The 25,168-nt window shown below is 41.1% G+C and carries 20 protein-coding genes; 16 read left to right on the top strand and 4 right to left on the bottom strand.

The genetic code is table 11. The annotated features are described in order from the left end of the window. Positions 1-172: 172 nt before the first annotated feature. From NMM25_RS07990 to NMM25_RS07940, 11 genes are all read left to right on the top strand, one after another. Complete coding sequence (locus NMM25_RS07990; protein WP_254736500.1) at positions 173-4,564, top strand: PolC-type DNA polymerase III; 4,392 nt, start codon at positions 173-175, stop codon at positions 4,562-4,564. A gap of 74 nt (positions 4,565-4,638) precedes the next feature. Further along, positions 4,639-5,142, top strand: a complete 504-nt coding sequence (locus NMM25_RS07985; protein ID WP_254736499.1) for a DnaA/Hda family protein — start codon at positions 4,639-4,641, stop codon at positions 5,140-5,142. Between the two features lie 15 nt (positions 5,143-5,157). Then, positions 5,158-6,108 carry a YafY family protein gene (locus NMM25_RS07980; RefSeq protein ID WP_254736498.1) on the top strand — a complete coding sequence of 317 codons (951 nt, stop codon included), beginning with the start codon at positions 5,158-5,160 and terminating at the stop codon, positions 6,106-6,108. Positions 6,109-6,115: 7 nt separating this feature from the next. Continuing rightward, positions 6,116-7,438, top strand: coding sequence for a DUF262 domain-containing protein (locus NMM25_RS07975; protein ID WP_254736497.1), 1,323 nt, complete (start codon positions 6,116-6,118; stop codon positions 7,436-7,438). After that, positions 7,432-9,282 (top strand): DUF262 domain-containing protein, encoded by a 1,851-nt coding sequence (locus tag NMM25_RS07970; protein ID WP_254736496.1) that lies wholly within the window; start codon positions 7,432-7,434, stop codon positions 9,280-9,282. Before NMM25_RS07975 ends, NMM25_RS07970 begins: the two co-directional genes overlap by 7 nt. Positions 9,283-9,355: 73 nt before the next feature. Continuing rightward, the gene (locus NMM25_RS07965; RefSeq protein WP_084868704.1) at positions 9,356-9,508 is read left to right on the top strand and encodes a hypothetical protein; all 153 of its coding nucleotides are present in this window, start codon (positions 9,356-9,358) and stop codon (positions 9,506-9,508) included. 21 nt (positions 9,509-9,529) lie between these two features. Then, entirely contained in the window at positions 9,530-10,771 is a 1,242-nt protein-coding gene (locus NMM25_RS07960; RefSeq protein WP_000243939.1) for an aminopeptidase, read from the top strand. Positions 10,772-10,780: 9 nt separating this feature from the next. Continuing rightward, positions 10,781-11,011 (top strand): GlsB/YeaQ/YmgE family stress response membrane protein, encoded by a 231-nt coding sequence (locus NMM25_RS07955; RefSeq protein WP_254736495.1) that lies wholly within the window; start codon positions 10,781-10,783, stop codon positions 11,009-11,011. A 231-nt stretch (positions 11,012-11,242) separates the two neighbouring features. Continuing rightward, complete coding sequence (locus tag NMM25_RS07950) at positions 11,243-11,965, top strand: pseudouridine synthase (protein ID WP_254736494.1); 723 nt, start codon at positions 11,243-11,245, stop codon at positions 11,963-11,965. A 110-nt stretch (positions 11,966-12,075) separates the two neighbouring features. After that, positions 12,076-13,410 (top strand): aminopeptidase C, encoded by a 1,335-nt coding sequence (gene pepC, locus NMM25_RS07945; protein WP_254736493.1) that lies wholly within the window; start codon positions 12,076-12,078, stop codon positions 13,408-13,410. A 157-nt stretch (positions 13,411-13,567) separates the two neighbouring features. Then, entirely contained in the window at positions 13,568-15,796 is a 2,229-nt protein-coding gene (locus tag NMM25_RS07940) for an HAD-IC family P-type ATPase (protein ID WP_254736492.1), read from the top strand. A 57-nt stretch (positions 15,797-15,853) separates the two neighbouring features. Here the strand turns inward: NMM25_RS07940 and NMM25_RS07935 are convergent, their stop codons facing one another. From NMM25_RS07935 to NMM25_RS07920, 4 genes are all read right to left on the bottom strand, one after another. Then, positions 15,854-16,765 carry a PTS system mannose/fructose/sorbose family transporter subunit IID gene (locus NMM25_RS07935; protein WP_000818316.1) on the bottom strand — a complete coding sequence of 304 codons (912 nt, stop codon included), beginning with the start codon at positions 16,763-16,765 and terminating at the stop codon, positions 15,854-15,856. Positions 16,766-16,779: 14 nt separating this feature from the next. After that, positions 16,780-17,592 carry a PTS mannose/fructose/sorbose transporter subunit IIC gene (locus NMM25_RS07930; protein WP_001280326.1) on the bottom strand — a complete coding sequence of 271 codons (813 nt, stop codon included), beginning with the start codon at positions 17,590-17,592 and terminating at the stop codon, positions 16,780-16,782. A 74-nt stretch (positions 17,593-17,666) separates the two neighbouring features. Continuing rightward, the gene (locus tag NMM25_RS07925) at positions 17,667-18,656 is read right to left on the bottom strand and encodes a PTS sugar transporter subunit IIB (protein ID WP_084920286.1); all 990 of its coding nucleotides are present in this window, start codon (positions 18,654-18,656) and stop codon (positions 17,667-17,669) included. A gap of 281 nt (positions 18,657-18,937) precedes the next feature. Next, positions 18,938-19,750 (bottom strand): Cof-type HAD-IIB family hydrolase, encoded by an 813-nt coding sequence (locus NMM25_RS07920; RefSeq protein WP_254736491.1) that lies wholly within the window; start codon positions 19,748-19,750, stop codon positions 18,938-18,940. Positions 19,751-19,937: 187 nt separating this feature from the next. Here NMM25_RS07920 and NMM25_RS07915 point away from each other — a divergent pair, with 187 nt between their 5' ends. From NMM25_RS07915 to folE, 5 genes are all read left to right on the top strand, one after another. Continuing rightward, complete coding sequence (locus NMM25_RS07915) at positions 19,938-21,356, top strand: NCS2 family permease (RefSeq protein WP_000359249.1); 1,419 nt, start codon at positions 19,938-19,940, stop codon at positions 21,354-21,356. Between the two features lie 54 nt (positions 21,357-21,410). Beyond that, positions 21,411-22,118, top strand: a complete 708-nt coding sequence (locus tag NMM25_RS07910; RefSeq protein WP_061421626.1) for a CPBP family intramembrane glutamic endopeptidase — start codon at positions 21,411-21,413, stop codon at positions 22,116-22,118. Between the two features lie 76 nt (positions 22,119-22,194). Then, entirely contained in the window at positions 22,195-23,175 is a 981-nt protein-coding gene (gene folP / locus NMM25_RS07905) for a dihydropteroate synthase (protein WP_254736490.1), read from the top strand. Position 23,176: 1 nt separating this feature from the next. Beyond that, positions 23,177-24,499, top strand: coding sequence for a folylpolyglutamate synthase/dihydrofolate synthase family protein (locus NMM25_RS07900; protein WP_254736489.1), 1,323 nt, complete (start codon positions 23,177-23,179; stop codon positions 24,497-24,499). Further along, positions 24,480-25,034, top strand: coding sequence for a GTP cyclohydrolase I FolE (gene folE, locus NMM25_RS07895; protein ID WP_254736488.1), 555 nt, complete (start codon positions 24,480-24,482; stop codon positions 25,032-25,034). The genes NMM25_RS07900 and folE overlap by 20 nt, the downstream gene beginning before the upstream one ends. Positions 25,035-25,168 lie beyond the last annotated feature (134 nt).

The raw sequence follows: 25,168 nt of genomic DNA, 5'->3' as shown, positions 1-25,168 counted from the left end.
ATTACGAGGATACTTAAGGGTATCTTTTTTTATTTACTAAGGAGATTCTGAGAGTCTTCTTTTTTGTTTACGGAATAAATTTGTGTAAACTAGCAGTGCTTAAGGAATGGTACTAGTCATATATTTTCTTTAATTATGGTAAAATAGTAAGAGAATAATGTGAGGAAAATGAATGTCAAGTAAGTTTGAAATTTTGATGAATCAACTAGGAATCTCTGATCAATTGAGACAGAATCCTGCTCTTGTTGATGCCAGAATTGAGCGTGTTGTGGTTCATAAAATTAGTAAGATTTGGGAATTTCATTTTGTATTTTCTAATATTTTACCGATTGAAATCTTTTTAGAGTTAAAGAAAGGGCTTGGTGAAGAATTTTCTAAGACAGGGAATCGAGCTGTTTTCGAAATCAAGACTCTTTCTCAAGAATTCTCTAATGAACTCTTGCAGGCCTACTATAGGGAGGCTTTTTCTGAAGGTCCATGTGCAAGTCAGGGGTTTAAATCTCTTTACCAGAATTTAAACGTTCGTGCGGAGGGAAATCAACTCATTATTGAAGGTTCAGAGGCGATTGATAAGGAGCACTTTAAGAAGAATCATCTTCCTAATTTGGCAAAGCAACTCGAAAAGTTTGGTTTTCCAGCTTTTGTATGCCAAATAGAAAAGAATGATGCTCTTACACAAGAGCAGGAGGAAGCCTTCCATACGGAGAATGAACAGATTGTCCAAGCTGCCAATGAGGAAGCGCTCCGGGCTATGGAGCAACTGGAACAAATGGCTCCTCCTCCAGTAGAAGAGAAGCCAGCCTTTGATTTTCAGGCTAAAAAGGCTGCGGCCAAGCCTAAACTAGATAAGGCTGAAGTTACCCAGATGATCGACGTGACGACTGAGGAAAATCGTCTGGTTTTTGAAGGGGTCGTTTTTGATGTGGAGCATAAGGTGACCAGAACTGGTCGCGTTTTGATCAACTTTAAAATGACAGACTACACTTCAAGTTTTTCAATGCAAAAATGGGTTAAGAATGAAGAAGAAGCTCAGAAGTTTGACATCATTAAGAAGAATTCTTGGCTCCGAGTTCGTGGGAATGTGGAGATGAATAACTTCACACGTGATTTGACCATGAACGTCCAGGATGTGCAGGAAGTTGTTCACTATGAGCGGAAGGATTTGATGCCAGAAGGTGAGCGTCGGGTTGAGTTTCATGCTCATACTAATATGTCGACTATGGATGCTCTACCAGAAGTAGAGGAGATCGTTGAGATAGCTGCTAAGTGGGGACACAAGGCGGTTGCCATCACGGACCATGGAAATGTTCAATCTTTCCCACATGGCTATAAGGCAGCTAAGAAAGCAGGAATTCAGCTGATCTATGGAATGGAAGCCAATATCGTTGAAGACCGTGTTCCTATCGTTTACAACGAAGTAGAGATGGACTTTTCAGAAGCAACCTACGTGGTTTTTGACGTTGAAACGACGGGACTTTCAGCTATCTATAATGACTTGATTCAAGTTGCGGCTTCTAAGATGTACAAGGGAAATGTTATTGCCGAATTTGATGAATTTATCAATCCTGGGCATCCCTTGTCAGCCTTTACTACTGAGTTGACAGGAATTACAGATGATCATGTCAAAAATGCTAAACCACTGGAACAAGTTTTGCAAGAATTCCAAGAATTTTGCAAGGATACAGTCTTAGTTGCTCACAATGCGCCCTTTGACGTTGGCTTTATGAATGCCAACTATGAGCGCCATGGTCTGCCTAAAATTAACCAGCCAGTTATCGATACGCTGGAGTTTGCTAGAAACCTCTATCCTGAGTATAAACGCCATGGTTTGGGACCTTTGACTAAGCGTTTTGGTGTAGCACTTGAACACCACCACATGGCTAATTACGATGCGGAAGCTACTGGTCGTTTGCTTTTCATCTTTATCAAAGAGGTAGCAGAAAAACATGGTGTGACCAACCTAGCTAGACTAAACATTGATTTGATTAGTCCAGATTCTTATAAAAAAGCTCGGATCAAGCATGCGACTATTTATGTCAAGAATCAGGTAGGTCTAAAAAATATCTTTAAACTGGTTTCTTTGTCCAATACCAAGTACTTTGAAGGAGTACCACGGATTCCGAGAACGGTTCTAGACGCCCATCGGGAGGGCTTGATTTTGGGGTCGGCTTGCTCGGAAGGCGAAGTTTTTGACGCAGTTGTTTCCCAAGGTGTGGATGCGGCGGTTGAGGTGGCCAAGTATTATGACTTTATCGAGGTCATGCCACCGGCTATCTATGCTCCCTTGATTGCCAAGGAGCAGGTTAAGGATATGGAGGAACTCCAGACTATTATCAAGAGTTTGATAGAGGTTGGGGACCGTCTTGGCAAGCCTGTTCTAGCTACGGGAAATGTCCACTATATCGAACCGGAAGAAGAGATTTACCGTGAAATTATTGTCCGTAGTTTAGGCCAGGGGGCTATGATTAACCGGACCATTGGTCACGGTGAACATGCCCAGCCAGCTCCTCTTCCCAAGGCTCATTTTAGAACGACTAATGAGATGTTGGATGAATTTGCTTTCTTGGGAGAAGATTTAGCACGCAAATTAGTCATTGAAAACACCAATGCCTTGGCAGATATCTTTGAACCTGTTGAGGTCGTTAAGGGTGACTTGTATACACCTTTCATCGACAAGGCGGAAGAAACGGTCGCCGAGCTGACCTATAAGAAAGCTTTTGAGATTTATGGCAATCCGCTGCCAGATATTGTTGATTTGCGGATTGAAAAAGAATTGACTTCTATTCTGGGGAATGGATTTGCCGTGATTTATCTGGCATCGCAGATGCTGGTGCAACGTTCCAATGAACGGGGCTACTTGGTTGGCTCTCGTGGGTCTGTTGGGTCCAGTTTTGTTGCGACCATGATTGGGATTACGGAGGTCAATCCTCTCTCTCCTCATTATGTTTGTGGTCAGTGTCAGTACAGCGAGTTTATCACGGATGGTTCTTACGGTTCAGGGTTTGATATGCCCAATAAGGATTGTCCAAACTGTGGTCACAAACTTAGCAAAAATGGGCAGGATATTCCGTTTGAGACCTTCCTTGGTTTTGATGGGGACAAGGTTCCCGATATTGACTTGAACTTCTCGGGAGAAGATCAGCCTAGCGCCCACTTGGATGTACGTGATATCTTCGGTGAGGAATATGCCTTCCGTGCAGGAACGGTTGGTACGGTGGCTGCTAAGACTGCCTATGGATTTGTAAAGGGCTACGAGAGGGACTACGGGAAGTTTTATCGTGATGCAGAGGTGGAACGCCTTGCCCAAGGTGCAGCTGGTGTTAAGCGGACTACAGGACAACACCCGGGGGGAATCGTTGTTATTCCGAACTACATGGATGTTTACGACTTTACGCCTGTCCAATATCCAGCAGATGATGTGACGGCTGAATGGCAGACGACTCACTTTAACTTCCATGATATCGATGAGAATGTCCTCAAACTCGATGTACTGGGGCATGATGATCCAACCATGATTCGAAAATTGCAGGACTTGTCTGGGATTGACCCTAATGAAATTCCTATGGATGATGAAGGTGTCATGGCCCTCTTTTCTGGGACGGATGTACTTGGGGTGACGCCGGAGCAAATCGGAACGCCGACGGGGATGCTGGGAATTCCAGAGTTTGGCACCAACTTTGTACGTGGGATGGTAGACGAGACGCATCCGACGACTTTTGCGGAGTTACTTCAGCTCTCAGGTCTGTCCCACGGTACTGATGTGTGGTTGGGAAATGCCCAGGATTTGATCAAGCAAGGGATTGCAGACCTATCAACCGTTATCGGTTGTCGTGACGACATCATGGTTTACCTCATGCATGCGGGTCTCGAGCCTAAGATGGCTTTTACTATCATGGAACGGGTACGTAAAGGCTTGTGGCTGAAGATCTCCGAAGAGGAGAGAAATGGCTATATCGAAGCCATGAAAGCCAATAAGGTGCCAGAGTGGTATATCGAATCCTGTGGAAAAATCAAGTATATGTTCCCTAAGGCCCATGCGGCAGCCTATGTTATGATGGCCTTGCGTGTAGCCTACTTCAAGGTTCACCATCCGATTTATTATTACTGTGCTTACTTCTCAATCCGTGCCAAGGCCTTTGATATCAAGACCATGGGTGCGGGCTTGGATGCCATCAAACGTAGAATGGAAGAAATCGCTAAAAAACGGAAGAATAATGAAGCCTCTAATGTGGAGATTGACCTCTATACAACTCTTGAGATTGTCAATGAAATGTGGGAACGTGGCTTTAAGTTTGGCAAGTTGGACCTCTATCGTAGTAATGCGACTGAGTTCATCATTGACGGAGACACTCTTATCCCACCATTTGTCGCAATGGATGGTCTGGGAGAGAACGTTGCTAAGCAGTTGGTGCGTGCGCGTGAAGAGGGAGAATTCCTCTCTAAAACAGAACTGCGCAAGCGTGGCGGACTGTCATCGACCTTGGTTGAAAAGATGGATGAAATGGGGATTCTCGGCAATATGCCAGAGGATAACCAGTTGAGTTTGTTTGATGATTTATTTTAAAAAAAATTAACAGACGGACAAAAATTGTCCATCTGTTTTGTTATACTTATAGCATAACAAAGAAAGAGGTTTAAATGATGAACAATACAGGATTAGATAACAAATATCAATTTGAAAATTTTATAGAAAAAGACGGTAATGCTTTAGCAAAAAAAGAAGCTTTAGAAGTAGTAAAGAACTTAGGATTAAAATACAATCCCCTTTATATTTATGGGCAATCAGGTTCAGGAAAAACACATCTCCTGCAAGCAATTGGAAATAAGGTTCTTGAGAACAATCCAGAAAAGCGAGTAAAATATATTTCTGCTAAAGATTTGTTAGAAAATGAGCTAGAAATACAAAAAGTTAGAAGTGAGAAGTTTGATCTCCTAATAGTAGATGATATTCAGATATTGGGAGAAAAAGATGATATGATTCAAGAAAAATTTTTTAATCTTTTTAATTCTCAACATGATATGAATAAACAAATTGTTTTCTCTGGTGACTCTGAACCAGATCAATTGGAAAATTTACATTTTCCTTTGATTGTGCGTTTTAAGTGGGGAATGACAGCTTGTCTAACATCGCTTGAAGATTAACAAAAAGGACATTAGATGAATGATCAAGAGAGATTACTAACAATCTTTTTACGCTTACAGTTTGGGACTCCGTTAGGAAAAAAGCAATTAGCCCAAGAATTTGAGGTCAGTGAAAAGACGATACAGAGAGAGTTTTCGCTCCTTCGTGATATTTTATCCAGTCATCCCGATTTTAATGGAGACCTGCTTTATAGTCGTAAAACAAATAAGTATAGCCTATCAAGTAAGTCAGTTTTTAATAAAAAGGATATACTTGTTATTTCAAAGATTTTATTGGAAAATCGAGCATTGAATCGGCCAGAAATTGATAGCTTACTAAAAAATTTACTGATTTTAATTCCTCGTGATGACCAGAAAGAAATTGAGCAGATTATTGGTAGTGAAAAGCTTAATTATGCTCCCTTAACGGATCAACAAGATAGAATAGAGAAAATTTGGAATTTATCGGAGTCTATTCTACATGAACAGGTCTTAGACATTATCTATCAAAAACCTTATTCTGAATCTTCTAAGAAGCAGACGGTTTTGCCTGTATCTCTTTACTATGATAGTCATTATTTTTATCTGGTTGTTTATCAGTTAAAACACGCTACTTATATTACTTTAAGAGTAGACCGTATCCAATCATGGTCTCTTAGTGGTATAGAGAAACCCTCTATTTCTTATCGAGATAAATTTAGAGATGGTGATATTCGTAACGAGAGAGTTGATGCTTTTATCGGGAAGAAAATCAGTATTGAGATTGGGTATTTGTATGATCCTACTATTGTGATGGATCAATTTCCAAATGCAAAAATAGTTGGGAAAAATGGTGCCTGGACTCATTTTAAGTTTAAAAGTCAGTATACACCGGGTCTTAAACGCTGGTTACTGGGACAAGGGGAAGCAGTTACTGTTTTGTCTCCTCGTATTTTAGTAGAGGATATGAAGCAAACAGTTCAAGAAATGATAGATAAATATAAATGAGGATAAAATGAGTATTCAATTTACTTCTAAAAAGGTTGGAGAACTACTGAAAGAAGGGAAATTGCGGATTCCTTCTTATCAAAGACCTTATAAATGGAACAGAAAACATATCCGTAATCTTTTTTATGATTTACGAGATGCTATGGGTAAAAAGGAATATCAGATAGGATCCGTTATCCTGCATGAAAATGAACATGAAAATGAAGGACACTTAGATATTGTCGATGGACAGCAACGGCTAATTTCAATTTCCTTGTTTCTTCATTTATTAGATGATTTAGAGAATTATAAGGGTGCTAATCAACTGTTGAGTGCTGAATTTGGAGAGATATCTTGCTATCATGCGAGTGAAAATTATAATGAGTGGAAAAATTTAACTCAATTAGTTGGCGAAAATGAGGCAAAAGATATTTGCAACTTTTTATTAGAGAATTGTGCTGTCTCTGTGATTACTATGCCCCAAGAACGATTATCAGAGGCCTTTCAGCTATTTGATTCTCAGAATAATCGTGGAAAATCTTTAGAATCTCATGATTTGCTCAAAGCCTATCATCTTCGCAAGCAAGATTCAGAAGATGAAAAGATTGTTGAAAAGTGGGAGCGATTTGTAGAAGATAAAGATTTAAGTCTCAAAGAGTTGTTTGATAAACATCTTTTCCGTATGAGACGTTGGTCTCGAGGAGAGACAGGATTGACAAACAAGCGTTATGGTTCTTATCTCCGTTTTACAGAGGATTTTATTGACGATTTTAAAGGCGTCGACTTGAATCAGAACTTTCCATACCTAGAATTATATCGTCATATTGAAAACTTCCCTATGTCAATAACTATGCCAATCATTGATGGAAGTAAATTTTTTGAGTATATTGAATCCGTCCATAAGACTATTAAAGAACATAAGAATTTTTTAAATGAAAAGTTAGGTTTTTCTGATGAGATTGATAGGGAAGAGAATAGTTCAGATTATCCAGAAGGTATGTCAAAAATTTACAATAGTTCAAAAGGACGCTATCTAAAGTGTCATAATTTGTTTCTAAATATTTGTTCGCTTTTTGCAGAGAGATTTGGAAAAGAAGAATTATCAAAAGAAATAGTAGAGACCTTGTTTATTTGGGCTTACTACCCCCGTGTAAAGTCTCGGGCTATATATGATGCTACTGTAGGAAACTATGCTGCAGGAGGAAAATTCAGACAAAAAGAGATTCAAAAGCTATTCCAACTATTAGCACATGCTGTGACTCCTAATGATTTCATGGTCAAGATAGATAGAGAATTATTTGAAAATTATACTGTGGAACAAATTATAGAAGAGGAAAAAGATAAATGGTAGAAACACATATATGCTTATCAGTTAATCGTTTGCTAAATGAAGAGACCTATGCTATTCCTCTTTATCAGAGAAATTTTTCCTGGACTTATGATGAGATCGAACAATTATTGAACGATGTAGCAGATGCTTTTAAAGAAAAGAGAGACAATTACTATATTGGAACATTAGTCGTCAATGAAGAGAATGGTATTTTCAAAATTATAGATGGTCAACAACGAACCACAGCCCTTAATTTAATTGCTTTGGTTTTGAAAAATGAGTTTGATTGTGACAGATTAGAGGCGGTTCGTTTAACTTTCCCAGCTCGGAGGAAATCAAATGAAAATATTCAAAAACTATTTACTAAGCAAAAAATTTCTGAGGACGATGAAAATGAGCTAACTAGAGGCTACGGATATGCTAAAGACGCATTGAAAAAAGTGCTAGAGGAGCGCCAGCTTAATCCTCAGTTTTTCGTTGATTATCTTTTTGAGAATGTCATCATTTTTCGGAGTATACTTCCTGAGGATTTGGATTTGAATCTTTATTTTGAACGTTTCAACTCTCGAGGCGAACAACTAGAGGCTCATGAGATTCTTAAGGCGCAAATGATGTCTAAATTTGGTGAAGATCAAGAAATGGCACAAAAATTTGCGAGAATTTGGGATGCCTGTGCGGAATTTGATAAGCCAGTATTAAAAGCTTTTCAAATCCGAAGTAGACCAAATAATCCTGATGAAGAGGGGGAGAAAATTTTTGGGAAAGAATATGCTGATTTCAAATTGCTAGATGTATTTGATAAGATAAGAGTTGAAAAGTTAGAGAAAAAAAGTTTACTAGATGCTATTACTCAGACAAAATATGAAAGTAGTAGCTTAGTAAATAATGGAGCAGATATTTCAAATTATACGACTGTAATTGATTTTCCAACATTTTTACTTCAAGTTTTTTTCATTATGGAAGGAAATGACGAAACTACATTTGATGATAAAAAATTATTGAAAATTTTTGAAATTGAACGACGAGATAGAGAATGGGTCCAACAATTTGGGCAACTACTTCTGACTATGAAGCATATATTTGATACTCTTATCGTAAAAAATGTCCAATTAGAAAATGAAACTGAATGGCAAATCAAACGAGGTCAGTATGAGACATATCAACGAAATGAAAATAGAGGATGGAAATATGTTCGAATTAATTTTCAAAAAAATACTTTTGACAATTTAAACAAAAACATTATTCTCCTCCAATCCATGTTTGCTGTGACCTTTACTGCTAATCGTGATAGTCGTTGGTTATATGAAATCTTGCAATTCCTGTTTAACCATATTGAAGAGTTAAATCAAACAGAATTTGCTAGTCTCTTTAAGGATTTTCTTGAAAAAATGGCAGTGAGATATGCTGAGGAAAGATTGTTTACCGAAGATAAAAGTATCAAAAAATATGGTGCAATTCCTGTTTATGCTTTTAACTTTGTGGATTATGTTTTATGGAAAAATCGTGAAGAATTAAAGAAAGCATACGATGTTAAGTTTGAAGATTTCAAATTTGCTTATCGTCGCTCTATAGAACATTGGTTTCCACAACATCCAAATAGTGATGAAAGGGTTGAAAAGCTTGATGATAAATTTTTGCACTCTTTTGGGAATCTTTGTATCATTACAGATAGCCAAAATTCGAAGTTTGGGAATTTGGTTCCAAGTGCAAAGTATAAACAGTGGGAAGGAATTTTCAATCGCCAGAGTTTAAAATTACAGATGATGGCAGACGTAACGGTAAAGAATGATAAATGGGGTATTCGTGAGATTCAATCCATGGAAAAAGAAGTGGAAAGATATGTACACGACTTTTGTTTTAGTTAATTAAAAACAAGCTTTATTAGGCTTGTTTTTAAATTTATATCATATGTGATATACTAGTAACGGAGGATATTTCATGAAACTAAAAATTTTTGCGGAAGATAAGCCAGCTGAGAAGGTGTTTGAATATCAATTGGAACTTGCTGATCAGACAATTCTTCTATCGACAGCGCTCTTGTCTGGTGCCATTGCTTTAGCAGGATTATTTTCTGCTTTGAAGGAAAAATAACAAAAGAAAAGGAAGAATAGAATGGTTTTACCAAATTTTAAAGAAAATCTAGAAAAATATGCAAAATTGTTGGTTGCGAATGGAATTAACGTGCAACCTGGTCACACCTTGGCTCTCTCTATCGATGTTGAGCAACGCGAGTTGGCGCATTTGATCGTGAAAGAAGCTTATGCCTTGGGTGCACATGAGGTCATCGTTCAGTGGACAGATGATGTCATCAACCGTGAGAAATTCCTCCACGCTCCGATGGAGCGTCTGGACAATGTGCCAGAATACAAGATTGCTGAGATGAACTACCTCTTGGAAAACAAGGCTAGCCGTCTAGGAGTTCGTTCATCTGATCCAGGTGCCTTGAACGGAGTGGATGCGGACAAGCTTTCAGCTTCTGCCAAAGCTATGGGACTCGCGATGAAGCCAATGCGCATCGCAACTCAATCCAACAAGGTTAGCTGGACTGTAGCAGCCGCTGCTGGACTTGAATGGGCTAAGAAAGTCTTTCCAAATGCTGCGAGCGATGAAGAAGCAGTGGATCTTCTTTGGGATCAAATCTTCAAAACTTGCCGAGTCTACGAAGAAGATCCAGTTAAGGCTTGGGAAGAACATGCAGCCATCCTCAAGAGCAAGGCAGAAATGCTCAATAAAGAACAATTCTCAGCCCTTCACTACACAGCGCCAGGGACAGATTTGACACTTGGCTTGCCGAAGAACCACGTTTGGGAATCAGCTGGCGCTATCAATGCACAGGGAGAAGGATTCTTGCCAAATATGCCGACAGAAGAAGTCTTTACGGCTCCTGACTTCCGTCGTGCAGATGGCTATGTCACTTCTACAAAACCACTTAGCTATAACGGCAATATCATCGAAGGTATTAAGGTGACCTTTAAGGATGGTCAAATCGTAGATATCACTGCTGAGAAGGGTGATCAGGTCATGAAAGACCTTGTCTTTGAAAATGCTGGCGCGCGTGCCTTGGGTGAATGTGCCTTGGTACCAGATCCAAGTCCAATTTCTCAGTCAGGTATTACCTTCTTTAATACCCTTTTCGATGAAAATGCGTCAAACCACTTGGCTATCGGTGCAGCCTATGCGACTAGCGTTGTTGGTGGTGCAGAGATGAGCGAAGAAGAGCTTGAAGCTGCAGGACTTAACCGTTCAGATGTTCACGTAGACTTTATGATTGGTTCTAACCAAATGGATATCGATGGTATCCGTGAGGATGGGACACGTGTACCACTCTTCCGTAATGGAGATTGGGCAAATTAAGGAGATAATATGTTAGGAAGTATGTTTGTTGGTCTCCTAGTGGGACTCTTGGCAGGTGCTTTGACCAATCGTGGAGAGAGCATGGGATGCTTTGGGAAAATGTTTCTCGGCTGGATTGGTGCTTCTTTGGGGCACCTGCTCTTTGGAACTTGGGGTCCAAACCTAGCGGGGATAGCTATTGTTCCAGCTGTTTTAGGTGCTATAGTTGTCTTAGCTATTTTCTGGAGACGAGGAAGTTAATTTCTTAAATCTGATACTCAATGAAAATCAAATAGAAACTAGGAAACTAGCCGCAGGCTGCTCAAAGCACTGCTTTGCGGTTGTAGATAGAACTGACGAAGTCAGCTCAAAACACTGTTTTGAGGTTGCAGATGGACGTTGACGCGGTTTGAAGAGATTTTTGAAGAGTATGAAACGAAAAGGAGGTTGGTCATTGAGCCAGCCTCCTTTTGAGTATGATATAATAGTTCTATGAAATTAGATAAATTTTTAGTTGCCTGCGCTGTGGGGAGTCGGACTGAGGTTAAAAACTTGCTTAAAGCTGGGCGCGTGACAGTAAATGGTAAAAAAGAAAAATCAGCTAAACTGCAGATCAATGAAGAAAGAGACGAGATTTGCTTTGATGGTCAAGTGCTAGAGTATGAAGAGTTTGTCTACTACATGATGAACAAGCCCCAAGGAGTCATTTCAGCGACTGAGGATTCTAAACACAGAACAGTGTTGGACTTGTTGGATGATATTGCTCGGACCAAGGGAGTTTTTCCAGTAGGGCGCTTGGATATTGATACGCATGGTCTTCTGCTCTTGACCAATGACGGCCAGCTTGCCCATTCTCTTCTTTCGCCTAAACGTCATGTGGATAAGACCTATCTGGCGCAAGTCAAGGGAGTTATGACCCAAGAAGATGTGGAGACATTTGCCAAGGGCATCCCGCTCAAGGACTTTACCTGCCAGCCAGCGAAGCTGGAGATTGTGTCGGTAAATCCAGTAAAGAATCAAAGTCTGGTTCGCGTGACCATTGCTGAAGGGAAGTTCCATCAGGTCAAGCGTATGGTATCCTACTGTGGCAAGGAAGTGGTGGACCTACAACGTTTGACGATGGGAACTTTAGCCTTGGACGAGAACTTAGAACGAGGAGTATGGCGTCGCCTGACCAAGGAGGAGTTAGAGGTTCTCCTTGCGAGTATTGCTTAATTTAATTTATGCTAGAAAAGGTGAGGAGAATGTCCTTGCCTTTTTAAGTTTTTCAGTTGCTTCCTTTGTGAAAAGAGTTATAATAGACTGTAGAGTAAAAGGAGGAATCTATGAACGCGATTCAAGAATCATTTACAGATAAACTATTTGCCAACTATGAAGCAAATGTCAAATACCAAGCGATTGAAAATGCTGCCAGCCACAATGGAATTTTTGCAGCTCTAGAACGTCGCCAAAGTTATGTAGACAATGCACCTGTTTTCTCATTGGATTTGACCAAGGACAAGGTTACTAACCAGAAAGCGTCTGGTCGTTGCTGGATGTTTGCAGCTCTCAACACCTTCCGTCACAAACTCATTTCTCAATATAAATTGGAAGACTTTGAATTGTCACAAGCCCACACTTTCTTCTGGGACAAGTATGAAAAATCTAACTGGTTCTTGGAGCAAGTCATTGCGACTGCAGACCAAGAATTGACGAGCCGTAAGGTTAGCTTCCTACTCCAAACTCCACAACAAGACGGTGGTCAATGGGATATGGTTGTTGCCCTCTTTGAGAAATATGGTGTCGTTCCTAAGTCTGTTTATCCTGAGTCTGTTTCATCTAGCAGCAGCCGTGAGCTAAATGCGATTCTCAACAAATTGCTTCGTCAAGATGCTCAAATCTTGCGTGACTTGCTTGCTTCTGGTGCTGACCAAGCAACTGTTCAAGCTAAGAAAGAAGATCTCTTGCAAGAAATCTTTAACTTCCTTGCAATGTCATTAGGGCTTCCACCACGTAAATTTGACTTTGCTTATCGTGACAAGGATGATAACTACCAAAGTGAAAAGGGCATTACACCACAAGAATTTTACAAAAAATATGTTGACCTTCCTCTAGAAGACTACGTTTCTGTTATCAATGCTCCAACTGCTGATAAACCTTATGGCAAATCTTACACAGTTGAGATGTTAGGAAATGTGGTTGGTAGCCGTGCAGTTCGCTACATCAACGTTCCAATGGAGCGCTTGAAGGAATTAGCGATTGCCCAAATGCAGACAGGAGAAACTGTTTGGTTTGGCTCAGATGTCGGCCAACTCAGCAACCGTAAAGCAGGAATCCTTGCGACAGATGTTTATGACTTCGAATCAAGCATGGATATCCAACTGACTCAAGACAAGGCTGGACGTTTGGACTACAGCGAAAGCTTGATGACTCACGCCATGGTCTTGACAGGTGTGGACTTGGACGAAAATGGCAAGTCAACCAAGTGGAAGGTTGAAAACTCATGGGGAGACAAGGTCGGTACAGATGGGTACTTTGTTGCCTCAGATGTTTGGATGGATGAATACACTTACCAAATCGTTGTCCGTAAGGAATTGCTGACAGCAGAAGAACAAGCCGCATATGAAGCAGAACCAATCGTGTTAGCACCATGGGATCCAATGGGTGCCTTGGCAGTATAAAGAAAAGAGGTTAGGGGAATCCTAGCCTCTTTTTAAGTTCTTCTTAAAGTGGCGATAGATGATGCTTGTCAAGTGAGTTCTTCTTATTTTAAGTCTTTAAGTGACAGAGAAAAAGATATGTGTTACTATAGTAGTACAAAAGGATATCGGAGTAGAAATGAAGTATTTAAGTAGTCAAGACATCAAGGATCGTCAACGAAATATCAGCGACATTAAACCTTATAAAACAACAAAGGAAATTATCGTTTCAAATATCTTTACCTTTTTTAATGCTATGAACTTGGCTCTGGCAGTTCTGGTAGCCACAACCTTGCGATTTGAAAATATGCTCTTTTTAGGTGTGATTGCTATTAATACAGCCATTGGGATTTTCCAAGAAGTGCGTTCAAAAAATGCCTTGGAAAAGCTGAGTTTGCTTGGTAAAAGTAAGTACAAAGTCAACCGAGATGGTCAAACGATTGAGATTGATCCAGAGGACATCGTTCTAGGGGAGTATCTGCACCTCAATCTGGGTGATCAGGTGCCTGTCGATGCAGAAGTCCTTGAAGGGAATATTGAAGTTGATGAGTCCTTGCTGACGGGTGAGAGTGATTCAGTCTTTAAAACTGTTGGTGATAAGCTGATGAGCGGAAGCAATGTCGTCAGCGGTACTTGTCTGGTTACAGCAACGGCTGTGGGTCCAGATAGCTATATCAACAAACTCGCAAAATCCAGCAAGGAATTCAAAAAATACCCTTCTCAACTGCGTGATTACATGGATAAGATTTTAAAAATCGTCTCGATCTTGCTGGTGCCAGTTGCGATTCTGCTCTATGTCAGAGGTTTTAGTCTAGGACGGTCTTATGTTGAAATTGTCTTGGGAAGTTCTGGTGCCTTGGTCGGCATGATTCCAGAGGGGTTGATTCTCTTGGTTAGCGTCTCCCTAGCGGTAGCAGCTATGAAGCTGGCCAAAAAGAAGGTTCTAGTGCAGGAACTATACTGTGTAGAGACCTTGGCGCGAGTAGATGTTCTTTGTTTTGATAAGACAGGTACCATCACGACTGGTAGTATGAAGGTCCAAGAAATGGATGCTAATGTAGCAGAGAAACTGTCTTCTTATCTGGCTTATTTCGAGGATGAAAATGCAACTTCCCGAGCTCTGAAGACTTACTTAACCTGTGAGAAAAAGTGGGAAGTTCAAGAAGTCGGTGCCTTTTCAAGCAAAAACAAGTATTCCTTTGTCCAAGTAAAAGATGGTGGGACCTATTTCTTCGGTGCCTATGAGTTTTTAGGCTTTACCCAGCCGATGGATGCCTACTATGAACATCTGAAGCAGCAAGGTTTTCGAATCTTAACACTTGCCCATAGTAAGGACCAGATTACGAGTCCAGCCAATATGGAACTACTGGGGCACGTCGTTTTGTCAGATGAGATTAAGGACAATACCAAGGAAACCTTTGACTATTTCGAATCTCAAGGTGTTGAGGTGAAGATTATCAGCGGTGATAATCATGTGGCTGTATATGGGGTGGCTCGTAAGGCAGGTTTTAAGGAAGAAGCACGGGCGATTGATATGACCAAGGTGAGCGAACAAGATTTTGAAAGAGTGGTCTTGGAACACGAAATCTTTGGACGTGTGACACCTGAACAGAAAGAAAAGATGGTGGCTGTTCTGCAAAATGCTGGTAAGACAGTTGCCATGAGTGGTGACGGGGTCAATGATGTTCTAGCTCTTAAGAAAGCAGATATTAGTTTCGCCATGAAGGGAGCAACGAGCGCAGCCAAAAGTGTGTCCAATATTGTTTTTTTGACCGATGATTTTGCGGTATTTTATGATATCTTGATGGAAGGTCGCCGGGTCATCAATAACATCCAAAAGGTAGCCTCTCTCTTTCTGACAAAGACCTTCTTCTCCATCGTGTTTGCGATTTTAAGTGTGGTATTTGGTTTGGAATTTGCCTTTATCCCCATTCAGTTTACAATCATTTCAGCCATTACGATTGGGATTCCATCTTTCTTCCTAACTTTTGAGTCCAATAAAGAAAAGGTCAGCACACATTTTATGCGAGATATTTTGACCAATGCTGCGATTGGTGGTGGCATTCTAGTCGCTAGTGTACTCTTGACGAACTTCTTTATCACTGTCCCTGGTCAGGTCAAATTTATTTGCTTCCTCCTTGCCCTGATCAATGGTCTGTGTCTAGTTGCCAAGGTCAGTCTGCCTTTTAATCGATACAAACTAGTCTTGCTCGTACTTTTGAGCCTTACAGCCCTTGTTGGAGTGCTTGCCAATACCTTTATCCTGCAAGGAGCGTATGTGCCTTTAGAAACCACCCAAGTTGTCTATGTAGCCATCCTAGCAGTGGTGATTGGGGGCTTGCATTATTTGACTAGAAGAAAAAGTTGATACACAAAAAGAATCAAGACTTAATCCTGATTCTTTTTTATTTATATTCTCGATGGTTTACATGATACCGAAGAAACGAGCTGCAATACCTACTGCAAAGAGAGCAAGGATGATTGCGATTGGTGATACTTTTTTCTTAAGCAACCACATGCAGAGGAAAGTAAGGAGAAGTCCCATCAATCCTGGAATCAATGAGTTCAACTGACCTTGAAGTGTTTGTGGTTGAACGCTATCCAAGCTCAAACCACTAAGAGCCTGACCAAGGATTCCCTTCAATTCTCCACCTGTTACAGCGCCTTCTGGGAAGTTGATATAAGCACCTTCAGCCAATTGTTTACCTGGAAGGTTCACAGTAAAGTTGATAGATACCCAACGCTGTACAAGAACGGCAAGGATGAACATACCAAGGATAGATGCTCCTTTGGTGATGTCTTTTAAGATACCACCAGACATGTCTTTAGTGATTTCAGATCCAGCTTTGTAACCGAACTCTTGTGTATACCATAGGAAGGCCATACGGATAGCATTCCATCCAAAGAAGAAGAGAAGGGGACCAACAATGTTACCAGATGCAGCAAGTGATGCACCAAGGGCTCCAAGGATAGGACGAACTGTAAACCAGAATACTGGGTCACCGATACCAGCAAGAGGTCCCATCATACCGATTTTAACCCCTTGGATAGCCGCGTCGTCGATTTCAACACCGTTAGCGCGCTCTTCTTCAAGTGCAAGAGTAACCCCCATGATTGGAGCAGCGACGTATGGGTGAGTGTTGAAGAACTCAAGGTGACGCTCAAGAGCAGCCGCTTGGTCTTCTTTTTTAGTGTACAATTTTTTGATAGCTGGGATCAAAGAGTAAGCCCAACCCAAGTTTTGCATACGTTCGTAGTTCCAAGAACCTTGAAGGAATTGTGAACGCCACCAAACTTTTTGACGATCTGATTTTGATAATTGAATTTTTTCAGCCATGATTGTTCCCCTTTCTAGTAGTCTTCTAGGATATCACCGATTGGGTCGTTAGAAGTCGCAGCTCCGCCGCCACCGTTACCACCTTGTTTTGTAAGGTTAAGGTAGATGAAGGCAAGGGCAACACCGATGACACCAAGGGCAATCAAAGTCAATTGAGAGATTGCTGCAAGAGCAAAACCGATAGCGAAGAATGGCCATACTTCACGAGTTGCCATCATGTTGATAACCATAGCGTAACCAACGGCAACGACCATAGCACCACCGACAGCCATACCACCATTCAACCATTCTGGCATTAGGCCAAGAGCGTCTTGAACAGCAGAAGCAGGGATAGCGATAAGGAAGGCTGCAGGGATAGCGATACGAAGACCTTGAAGAACAAGGGCAAAGTAGTGAGCGCGTTCAACAGCCGCAATGTTTCCTTCTTTTGCAGCTGCGTCAGCTGAGTGAACCAAGGCAACTGAGATTGTACGAACAATCATTGTCAAGAAAAGTCCAGCTACAGCAAGAGGGATAGCTGTGGCTGTTGCGACGGCGATACCTTCAGTAGTAAAGTTACCACCTTTGATCAAGATGATCGCTGCGGCAACAGATGCAAGAGCAGCGTCAGGAGCTACGGCAGCTCCGATGTTAGCCCAACCAAGGGCGATCATTTGAAGAGATCCACCAAGCATAACACCTGCTTCGAGGTTACCTGTTACAAGTCCGATAAGGGTACATGCGACGATTGGTTGATGGAATTGGAATTGGTCGAGGATACCTTCAAGACCTGCAAGGAAGGCAACAACTACAACCAAGATAGCAGAAATGATTGAAATATCTGACATGGTTTTATTCCTTTTCTATTTAGTTTTAATAAAGTACTTAATCCTGTTTTCAAAAATGATAAAACAGATTAAAATTATTGGACGTTTGCTTTCTTAATCAAGTCAAACAAATCTTTTTTCGTGTCGTTTGGTACTTTACGTACATCAAATTCAACACCGAGGTCACGCATTTTTTCAAAGGTTGCAACGTCTTCTTTGTCCATAGACAAAACGTTGTTAATCATTGTTTTACCTGTTGAGTGAGCCATAGAACCAACGTTAAGGGTCTTGATTGGTACGCCACCTTCGATGGCACGAAGGGCATCTTGAGGTGTTTCAAACAAGATAAGAGCATGTGTGTTACCAAAACGAGGATCTTTTGCAACTTCAATCAATTTTTTGATTGGTACAACGTTCGCTTTTACTCCGTTAGGAGCTGCTTGTTTGATCAATTCTTTACGTAATTCGTCGTTTGCAACGTTATCTGAAGCAACGATGATACGGTCTGCTTTTGAATCTGGTGTCCAAGCAGTTGCGACTTGTCCGTGAAGAAGACGTGTGTCAAGACGGGCAAGATTGATTTTCAATTTACCGTCTCCGATAACAGTTCCTTCTGGAATAGCAGCTTGGGCAACTGGAGCAGCCGCAGCACTAGCCCCTTCCTCAACTGGGTTAAGCTCTTCTGGAAGAGCTTTGATGCCATCTTTGGCTTCTTTAATGATATTCGCAGCGACTTTATCCACACCTGCAGTAGCGTCCATAAGGCGCTCAGTGTAGGCTTGGATCAACATCGGCAAGTTAAGCCCTGTGATGATGGCAAACTTACGCTCAGGATTTTCTCCCATCACGCGGCTAGCTTGGTTGAATGGAGATCCACTCCAAAGGTCAGCCAATACTAGAACCTCATCTTCTGCGTCAAATGCAGCCACAGCGTTGTTGAATTTAGCGTAAAGATCATCTGGACCTTCATTTGGCATAAAGGTTACAACTTGAACCTTTTCTTGTTCACCAAAGATCATAGATCCTGACTGATGAATACCCGCAGCAAATTCGCCGTGGCTCGCAATAATGATTCCGATACTCATTATTGTCATTCCTCCTTTTAAAATGTTTGACTTATAGGTTTCCTAAAAAACCTCAGACGTACCTAGTATAAATCGTTTTCATATAAAAATCAACTACTTTTTCGAAAATTGTAAAAGTTTTCAATGAAAATAGGCTTACAAAATGTTAATATATAAATAATTTCAAGAAATATATGAAAATAGCAATAGAAAATTTAATATAAAAATACTGAAAATGAGTGACTTTTATGAAAATAGAATGAAAATAAAAAGGAAAGATTGCAGGATAGCAATCTTCCTTTTTATAGGAATAAAGTTTGTAAAGCGTGGGCAACTCCATCTTCTTCGTTGGTCAGAGGAAGTTGTTCGTCTGCATAGGGAAGCAAGTCCGGATTGGCGTTTTTCATAGCATATCCCTTGCCTGCAAATGCCAACATTTCAGTGTCATTATGCTCATCACCAAAGGCGATTAAGTCTTTTTTATCACGATTCATCACATTGAGCAAGTACTCTAGAGCAAAGGCCTTGTTTACACCCTTGGGAGTACACTCGAGGATGTTGAGGGGGCCTCCCCAAGTATTGATGGATAGTTGGTGTTGATAAAAACGATTCATCTCGTCTGCTAGAGCGTATTTATCCTCAGCTCTTGTTTGCAAGAGGATGCAGTTGGGGTCCTTGGTCACCAGTTCAGGCTTGAATTGATTTTCTGGCCGGAAGTTCTCTACGCCAAATAGTTTAGGGTCTGCAATTTCTTCATTCGGTGTCGTGATATAGAATTTTTTTCGATATTCTCCTGCAATAAAATCAGCCTGGATGTCCTCCGTGCGCTTGACCATGTCTAGGAGGTATTTTTTGTCCAAGGTCAAGCACTTTTCATGCTCCCAAGCCTGTCCTGGTAGATGTGTAAGGGAACCATTAAAGTTAATCATGGGAGTATGCAATTCTAGCTCACGATAGAAGTCTTTTGCCATACGATACGGACGACCTGTAGTGATGATGACATGGTGTCCTTTTTCTGAAATTTTTTTGATCGTCTCTTTGGTGAAATCGGAGAGCTTGCTTTCACTATTCAGCAGGGTTCCGTCCAAATCGACTGCGATAATTTTTTTAGTCATATAAACCTTCCTAGTCGTTTCCAGATAAGATGTCTACTATTATATCAAAAAGAAGGAAGAAAAGCAGATAAGAACAAAAACTAGAGTTGCTTTGATTTATTAAATAAATCAAACAAACATATTGAAAAGGTGAATGATAAATGATATAATACTGATATTGTTCGTAAAAAACAAAAGGAGATTAAAGATGGACAAACTATTTAAACTAAAAGAGCACGGGACAGATGTCCGTACAGAGGTGCTTGCTGGTTTAACAACATTCTTTGCAATGAGTTATATTCTCTTTGTAAACCCTCAAATGCTTTCCCAAACGGGTATGCCTGTTCAAGGTGTGTTCTTGGCAACGATTATCGGTTCTGTAGTCGGTACTTTGATGATGGCTTTCTATGCTAATTTGCCATACGCACAAGCACCAGGTATGGGACTAAATGCCTTCTTCACATTTACAGTTGTATTTGGGATGGGCTATACTTGGAAAGAAGCTCTTGGTATGGTCTTCATTTGTGGAATTATTTCACTGATTATTACCTTGACAAATGTTCGTAAAATGATCATCGAATCTATTCCTACAACACTTCGTTCAGCTATTTCGGCTGGTATTGGTGTTTTCCTTGCCTATGTTGGGATTAAGAATGCTGGTCTCTTGAAATTCTCAATCGATCCAGGTACTTATACGGTAGCAGGTGAAGGAGCAGATAAGGCTCAAGCTGCACTTACTGCAAACTCAGCAGCTGTTCCAGGCTTGGTAGACTTCAATACTCCAGCAGTATTGGTGGCTCTTGCAGGTCTGGCTATTACCATCTTCTTTGTTGTTAAAGGCATCAAAGGTGGAATCATTCTTTCTATTTTAACAACGACTGTCCTTGCCATTGCTGTTAATGTTGTGAATTTGTCAGGGATTGACTTTGCTAGTAACAATCTTTCATCAGCAGTTAATGATCTAGGAACTTTGTTTGGTGCTGCTCTGGGTTCAGAAGGTTTAGGATCTTTGATTTCAAACACTTCACGTTTACCAGAAACCTTGATGGCTATTCTTGCCTTCTCACTAACGGATATTTTTGATACAATTGGTACTCTTATCGGTACTGGTGAAAAAGTTGGTATCGTTGCGACAAGTGGAGAAAACCACGAGTCCGCTAAATTGGACAAGGCTCTATACTCTGATTTGGTAGCAACTTCGGTAGGTGCCATTGCAGGTACTTCAAACGTTACGACTTATGTTGAGTCTGCGGCGGGTATCGGTGCTGGTGGACGTACTGGTTTGACAGCCCTAGTGGTTGCGATCTGTTTTGCTCTATCTAGCTTCTTTAGCCCACTTCTAGCGATTGTTCCTACAGCTGCAACAGCACCAATTTTGATCATCGTCGGAATCATGATGCTTTCTAACTTGAAAAATATCCCTTGGGATGATATGGCTGAAGCGGTTCCTGCCTTCTTCACATCAATCTTTATGGGATTCAGCTACTCTATCACACAAGGGATTGCTGTTGGTTTCTTGACATATACCTTGACAAAAGTTGTCAAAGGTCAAGCCAAGGATGTGCACGTGATGATTTGGATTTTGGATGCCTTGTTTATCCTTAACTATATCAGTATGGCGCTATAAATGGTATAATAGAAAAAGGGGAGTCTCCCCTTTTTAATTATAAGGAGGTACATCATGAAAGATAAGACGATTTGGCAAGAGGTTTTGAACAGAGGGAAATGGGTGCTCATCCTTTTGGTAGCTTTTGTTCTATCTCAATTTCCCATAGGACTTTCTTTGTTTTTAGCAAACAAACAGTTTCCGATTTTACAGTCAGGGCTCTTAGTAGGTGCTTTATCCATAGTCGTTTTGATTGTATTCATTATTGGTGCACGAAAAACACAACTTGCTACTTTTAATCTATCCTTTTTTAAGGCAAAAGACTTGGCTCGCTTGGTGTTGAGTTATCTGGTGATTTTTGCGACAAATCTCTTGGGTTCACTCCTGCTTCGACTAACAAATGAGGTAACAACCAGTAACCAATCAATACTGAATGGTTTGGTTCAGAATAGTTCTTTGATTTCAACTTTCTTCCTATTAGTCTTGATTGCGCCGATTTGTGAAGAAATTTTGTGTCGTGGGATTATTCCAAAAAAGATCTTCCGTGGAAAAGAAAAACTTGGCTTTGTTGTTGGTGCAATCGTCTTTGCCTTGCTCCATATGCCAACCAATCTACCTTCTGTGATTATTTATGGAGGAATGTCAACGGTTTTGACTTGGACAGCCTATAAGACTGAGCGTTTGGAGATGTCCATTTTGCTTCATATGATTCTCAATGGTATTGCATTTTGTTTGTTGGCCTTATTGGTATTGATTAGTAGAAATCTAGGTCTATCATTCTAAACCATTGGCTTACTTGGAAAAGATGAATACTAACGTGTCCATCTTTTTTCTTTTTATGGTAAAATAGAGAGATAATATGGTAGAGAACCTTAAGGGAGTAACCGTTATGTCCAATAAAGTCAACCGCGAAAAAACAGCCATTTGTGGAATTATCAATGTGACGCCAGATTCCTTTTCAGATGGTGGTCAGTTTTTTGCTCTTGAGCAGGCACTCCAGCAGGCTCGTAAATTGATAGCAGAAGGATCGAGCATGCTAGATATCGGTGGAGAATCAACTCGGCCGGGCAGTAGCTGTAGCTATGTTGGGATAGAAGAGGAAATCCAGCGTGTTGTTCCAGTGATTAAAGCTATCCGTGAGGAAAGTGATGTTCTCATTTCCATCGATACTTGGAAAAGTCAGGTGGCAGAGACTGCTTTGAAAGTTGGTGCCAATTTGGTCAATGATATCACTGGTCTCATGGGAGATGAGAAAATGGCGGATGTGGTTGCTAAGGCTGGAGCGAAAGTGGTTATCATGTTTAATCCAGTTATGGCTCGACCTCAGCATCCTAGTTCGCTCATATTTCCTCATTTTGGTTTTGGACAAGCTTTTACAGAGAAAGAGTTAGCTGACTTTGAAAAAATGCCGATCGAAGACTTGATGAAAGCTTTCTTTGAACGAGCTCTAGCGAGAGCGAATCAAGCTGGGATAGCAAGAGAAAATATCCTGCTGGATCCAGGAATTGGCTTTGGTCTGACCAAGAAAGAAAATCTCCTTCTTTTACGGGACTTGGATAAACTCCATCAGAAAGGCTATCCAATCTTTCTTGGAGTTTCGCGTAAGCGATTTGTCATCAATATCCTAGAAGAAAATGGCTTTGAAGTTAATCCTGGGACCGAACTTGGTTTCCGCAATCGAGACACAGCTTCTGCTCATGTAACCAGTATCGCTGTGAGACAGGGTGTGGAAGTGGTGCGCGTGCATGATGTTGCCAGTCACAGGATGGCGGTTGAAATTGCCTCTGCTATCCGTTTGGCAGATGATGCAGAAAATCTAGATTTAAAACAATATAAGTAAGATGAACGAAATTGAAAACAATCAGTGGATTGCCCACTACCGGACGGACCAACCGCATTTTGGCTTGGAACGCATGGTAGAACTCCTAGCTCTGCGAGGCAATCCCCATCTCAAACTCAAGGTCATCCATATCGGAGGGACCAACGGCAAGGGGTCTACCATTGCTTTTTTGAAAAAGATGCTGGAAAACCTAGGGCTGAGAGTTGGGGTGTTCAACTCGCCCTATCTCATTCATTATACGGATCAGATTAGCATTAATGGGGAATCCATTCCCGAGGCTAGGCTAGAAGCCCTCATGGCAGACTATCAGTCTTTGCTTGAGGGGGAATCTGCTACCAATTTGCAGGGGACAACCGAATTTGAGATTATCACAGCTCTAGCTTATGATTACTTTGCCTCAGAGCAAGTAGATGTGGCTATCATGGAAGTCGGCATGGGTGGTCTTTTGGATAGTACTAATGTTTGCCAGCCAATTTTAACAGGAATTACGACCATTGGACTGGACCATGTAGCCCTACTTGGTGACACCTTGGAAGCCATAGCAGAGCAGAAGGCAGGTATTATCAAACAAGGTATTTCCTTGGTAACAGGTCATATTGTTCCAGAAGCCTTGACTGTGATTGACAATATTGCAGAAGATAAAAATGCGTCCAGAATAAGATATGAGAGAGATTATCAAGTCAGTCATCAAAAGAGTGTGGTGACGGGTGAAATCTTTGATTATACAAGTTCTGTCAGACAAGGTCGTTTCCAGACTGGTCTTATTGGTTTGCATCAGATAGAGAATGCGGGGATGGCGCTTGCGCTCCTAGACACTTATTGCAAGGAGACTGGGCGGGAGTTAGCAAGTAATGACTTGGTTGCTCAAGCTTTGAAAGAAACCAGATGGCCAGGGCGTTTGGAGGTCGTGTCTAGTGACCCCTTGCTGCTCTTGGATGGGGCCCACAATCCTCATGCGATAAAGGCTTTGTTGGCAACCTTGCGAGAACGGTTTGCGGATTATCATAAGGAAATCCTCTTTACCTGCATCAAAACCAAGGCCTTGGAGGATATGCTGGATTTGCTAGAAACGGTGCCAGATAGTCAACTGACTTTAACCCATTTTGATGATAGTCGGGCGACTGATGAAAGCGTGCTGAAAGAGACAGCCAAGTCTAGAAATCTCAATTACCAAAGTTGGCAGGATTTTCTAGAGCAGAAATTGACAGATAAAAAAGAAGAGAAACAAACAGTTAGGATTGTCACAGGTTCCTTGTATTTCTTGAGCCAAGTGAGAGCCTATCTGATGGAGAGGAAGAACGAGAATGGATACACAAAAGATTGAAACGGCTGTAAAAATGATTATTGAGGCTGTCGGTGAGGATGCTAACCGCGAGGGCTTGCAGGAAACACCTGCTCGCGTAGCCCGTATGTATCAAGAGATTTTTTCAGGTCTTGGCCAGACTGCTGAGGAACATTTATCAAAATCTTTTGAGATTATTGATGACAATATGGTAGTGGAAAAGGATATTTTTTTCCACACCATGTGTGAACACCACTTTCTGCCCTTTTATGGGAAAGCTCACATTGCCTACATTCCAGATGGTCGTGTGGCAGGCCTGTCTAAGCTAGCCCGTACGGTTGAAGTTTATTCTAAAAAACCACAAATTCAAGAACGATTGAATATTGAAGTGGCCGATGCCTTGATGGGCTATCTGGGTGCTAAGGGAGCCTTTGTTGTCATTGAGGCCGAGCATATGTGTATGAGCATGCGTGGCGTCAGAAAACCAGGCACGGCAACCTTGACGACAGTAGCTCGTGGTCTATTTGAAACAGATAAGGACCTCCGAGACCAGGCTTATCGTTTAATGGGACTATAATACTCTTCGAAAATCAAATTCAAACCACGTCAGCTTCCATCTACAACCTCAAAGCAGTGCTTTGAGCAGCCTGCGGCTAGCTTCCTAGTTTGCACTTTGATTTTCATTGAGTATAAAAAGAATCCGCTTCATGC

Origin of the sequence: Streptococcus sp. CF10-1 (assembly GCF_024295825.1) — a bacterium.
Classification (GTDB): domain Bacteria; phylum Bacillota; class Bacilli; order Lactobacillales; family Streptococcaceae; genus Streptococcus.
This window is presented reverse-complemented; position numbering and strand designations above follow the sequence as displayed.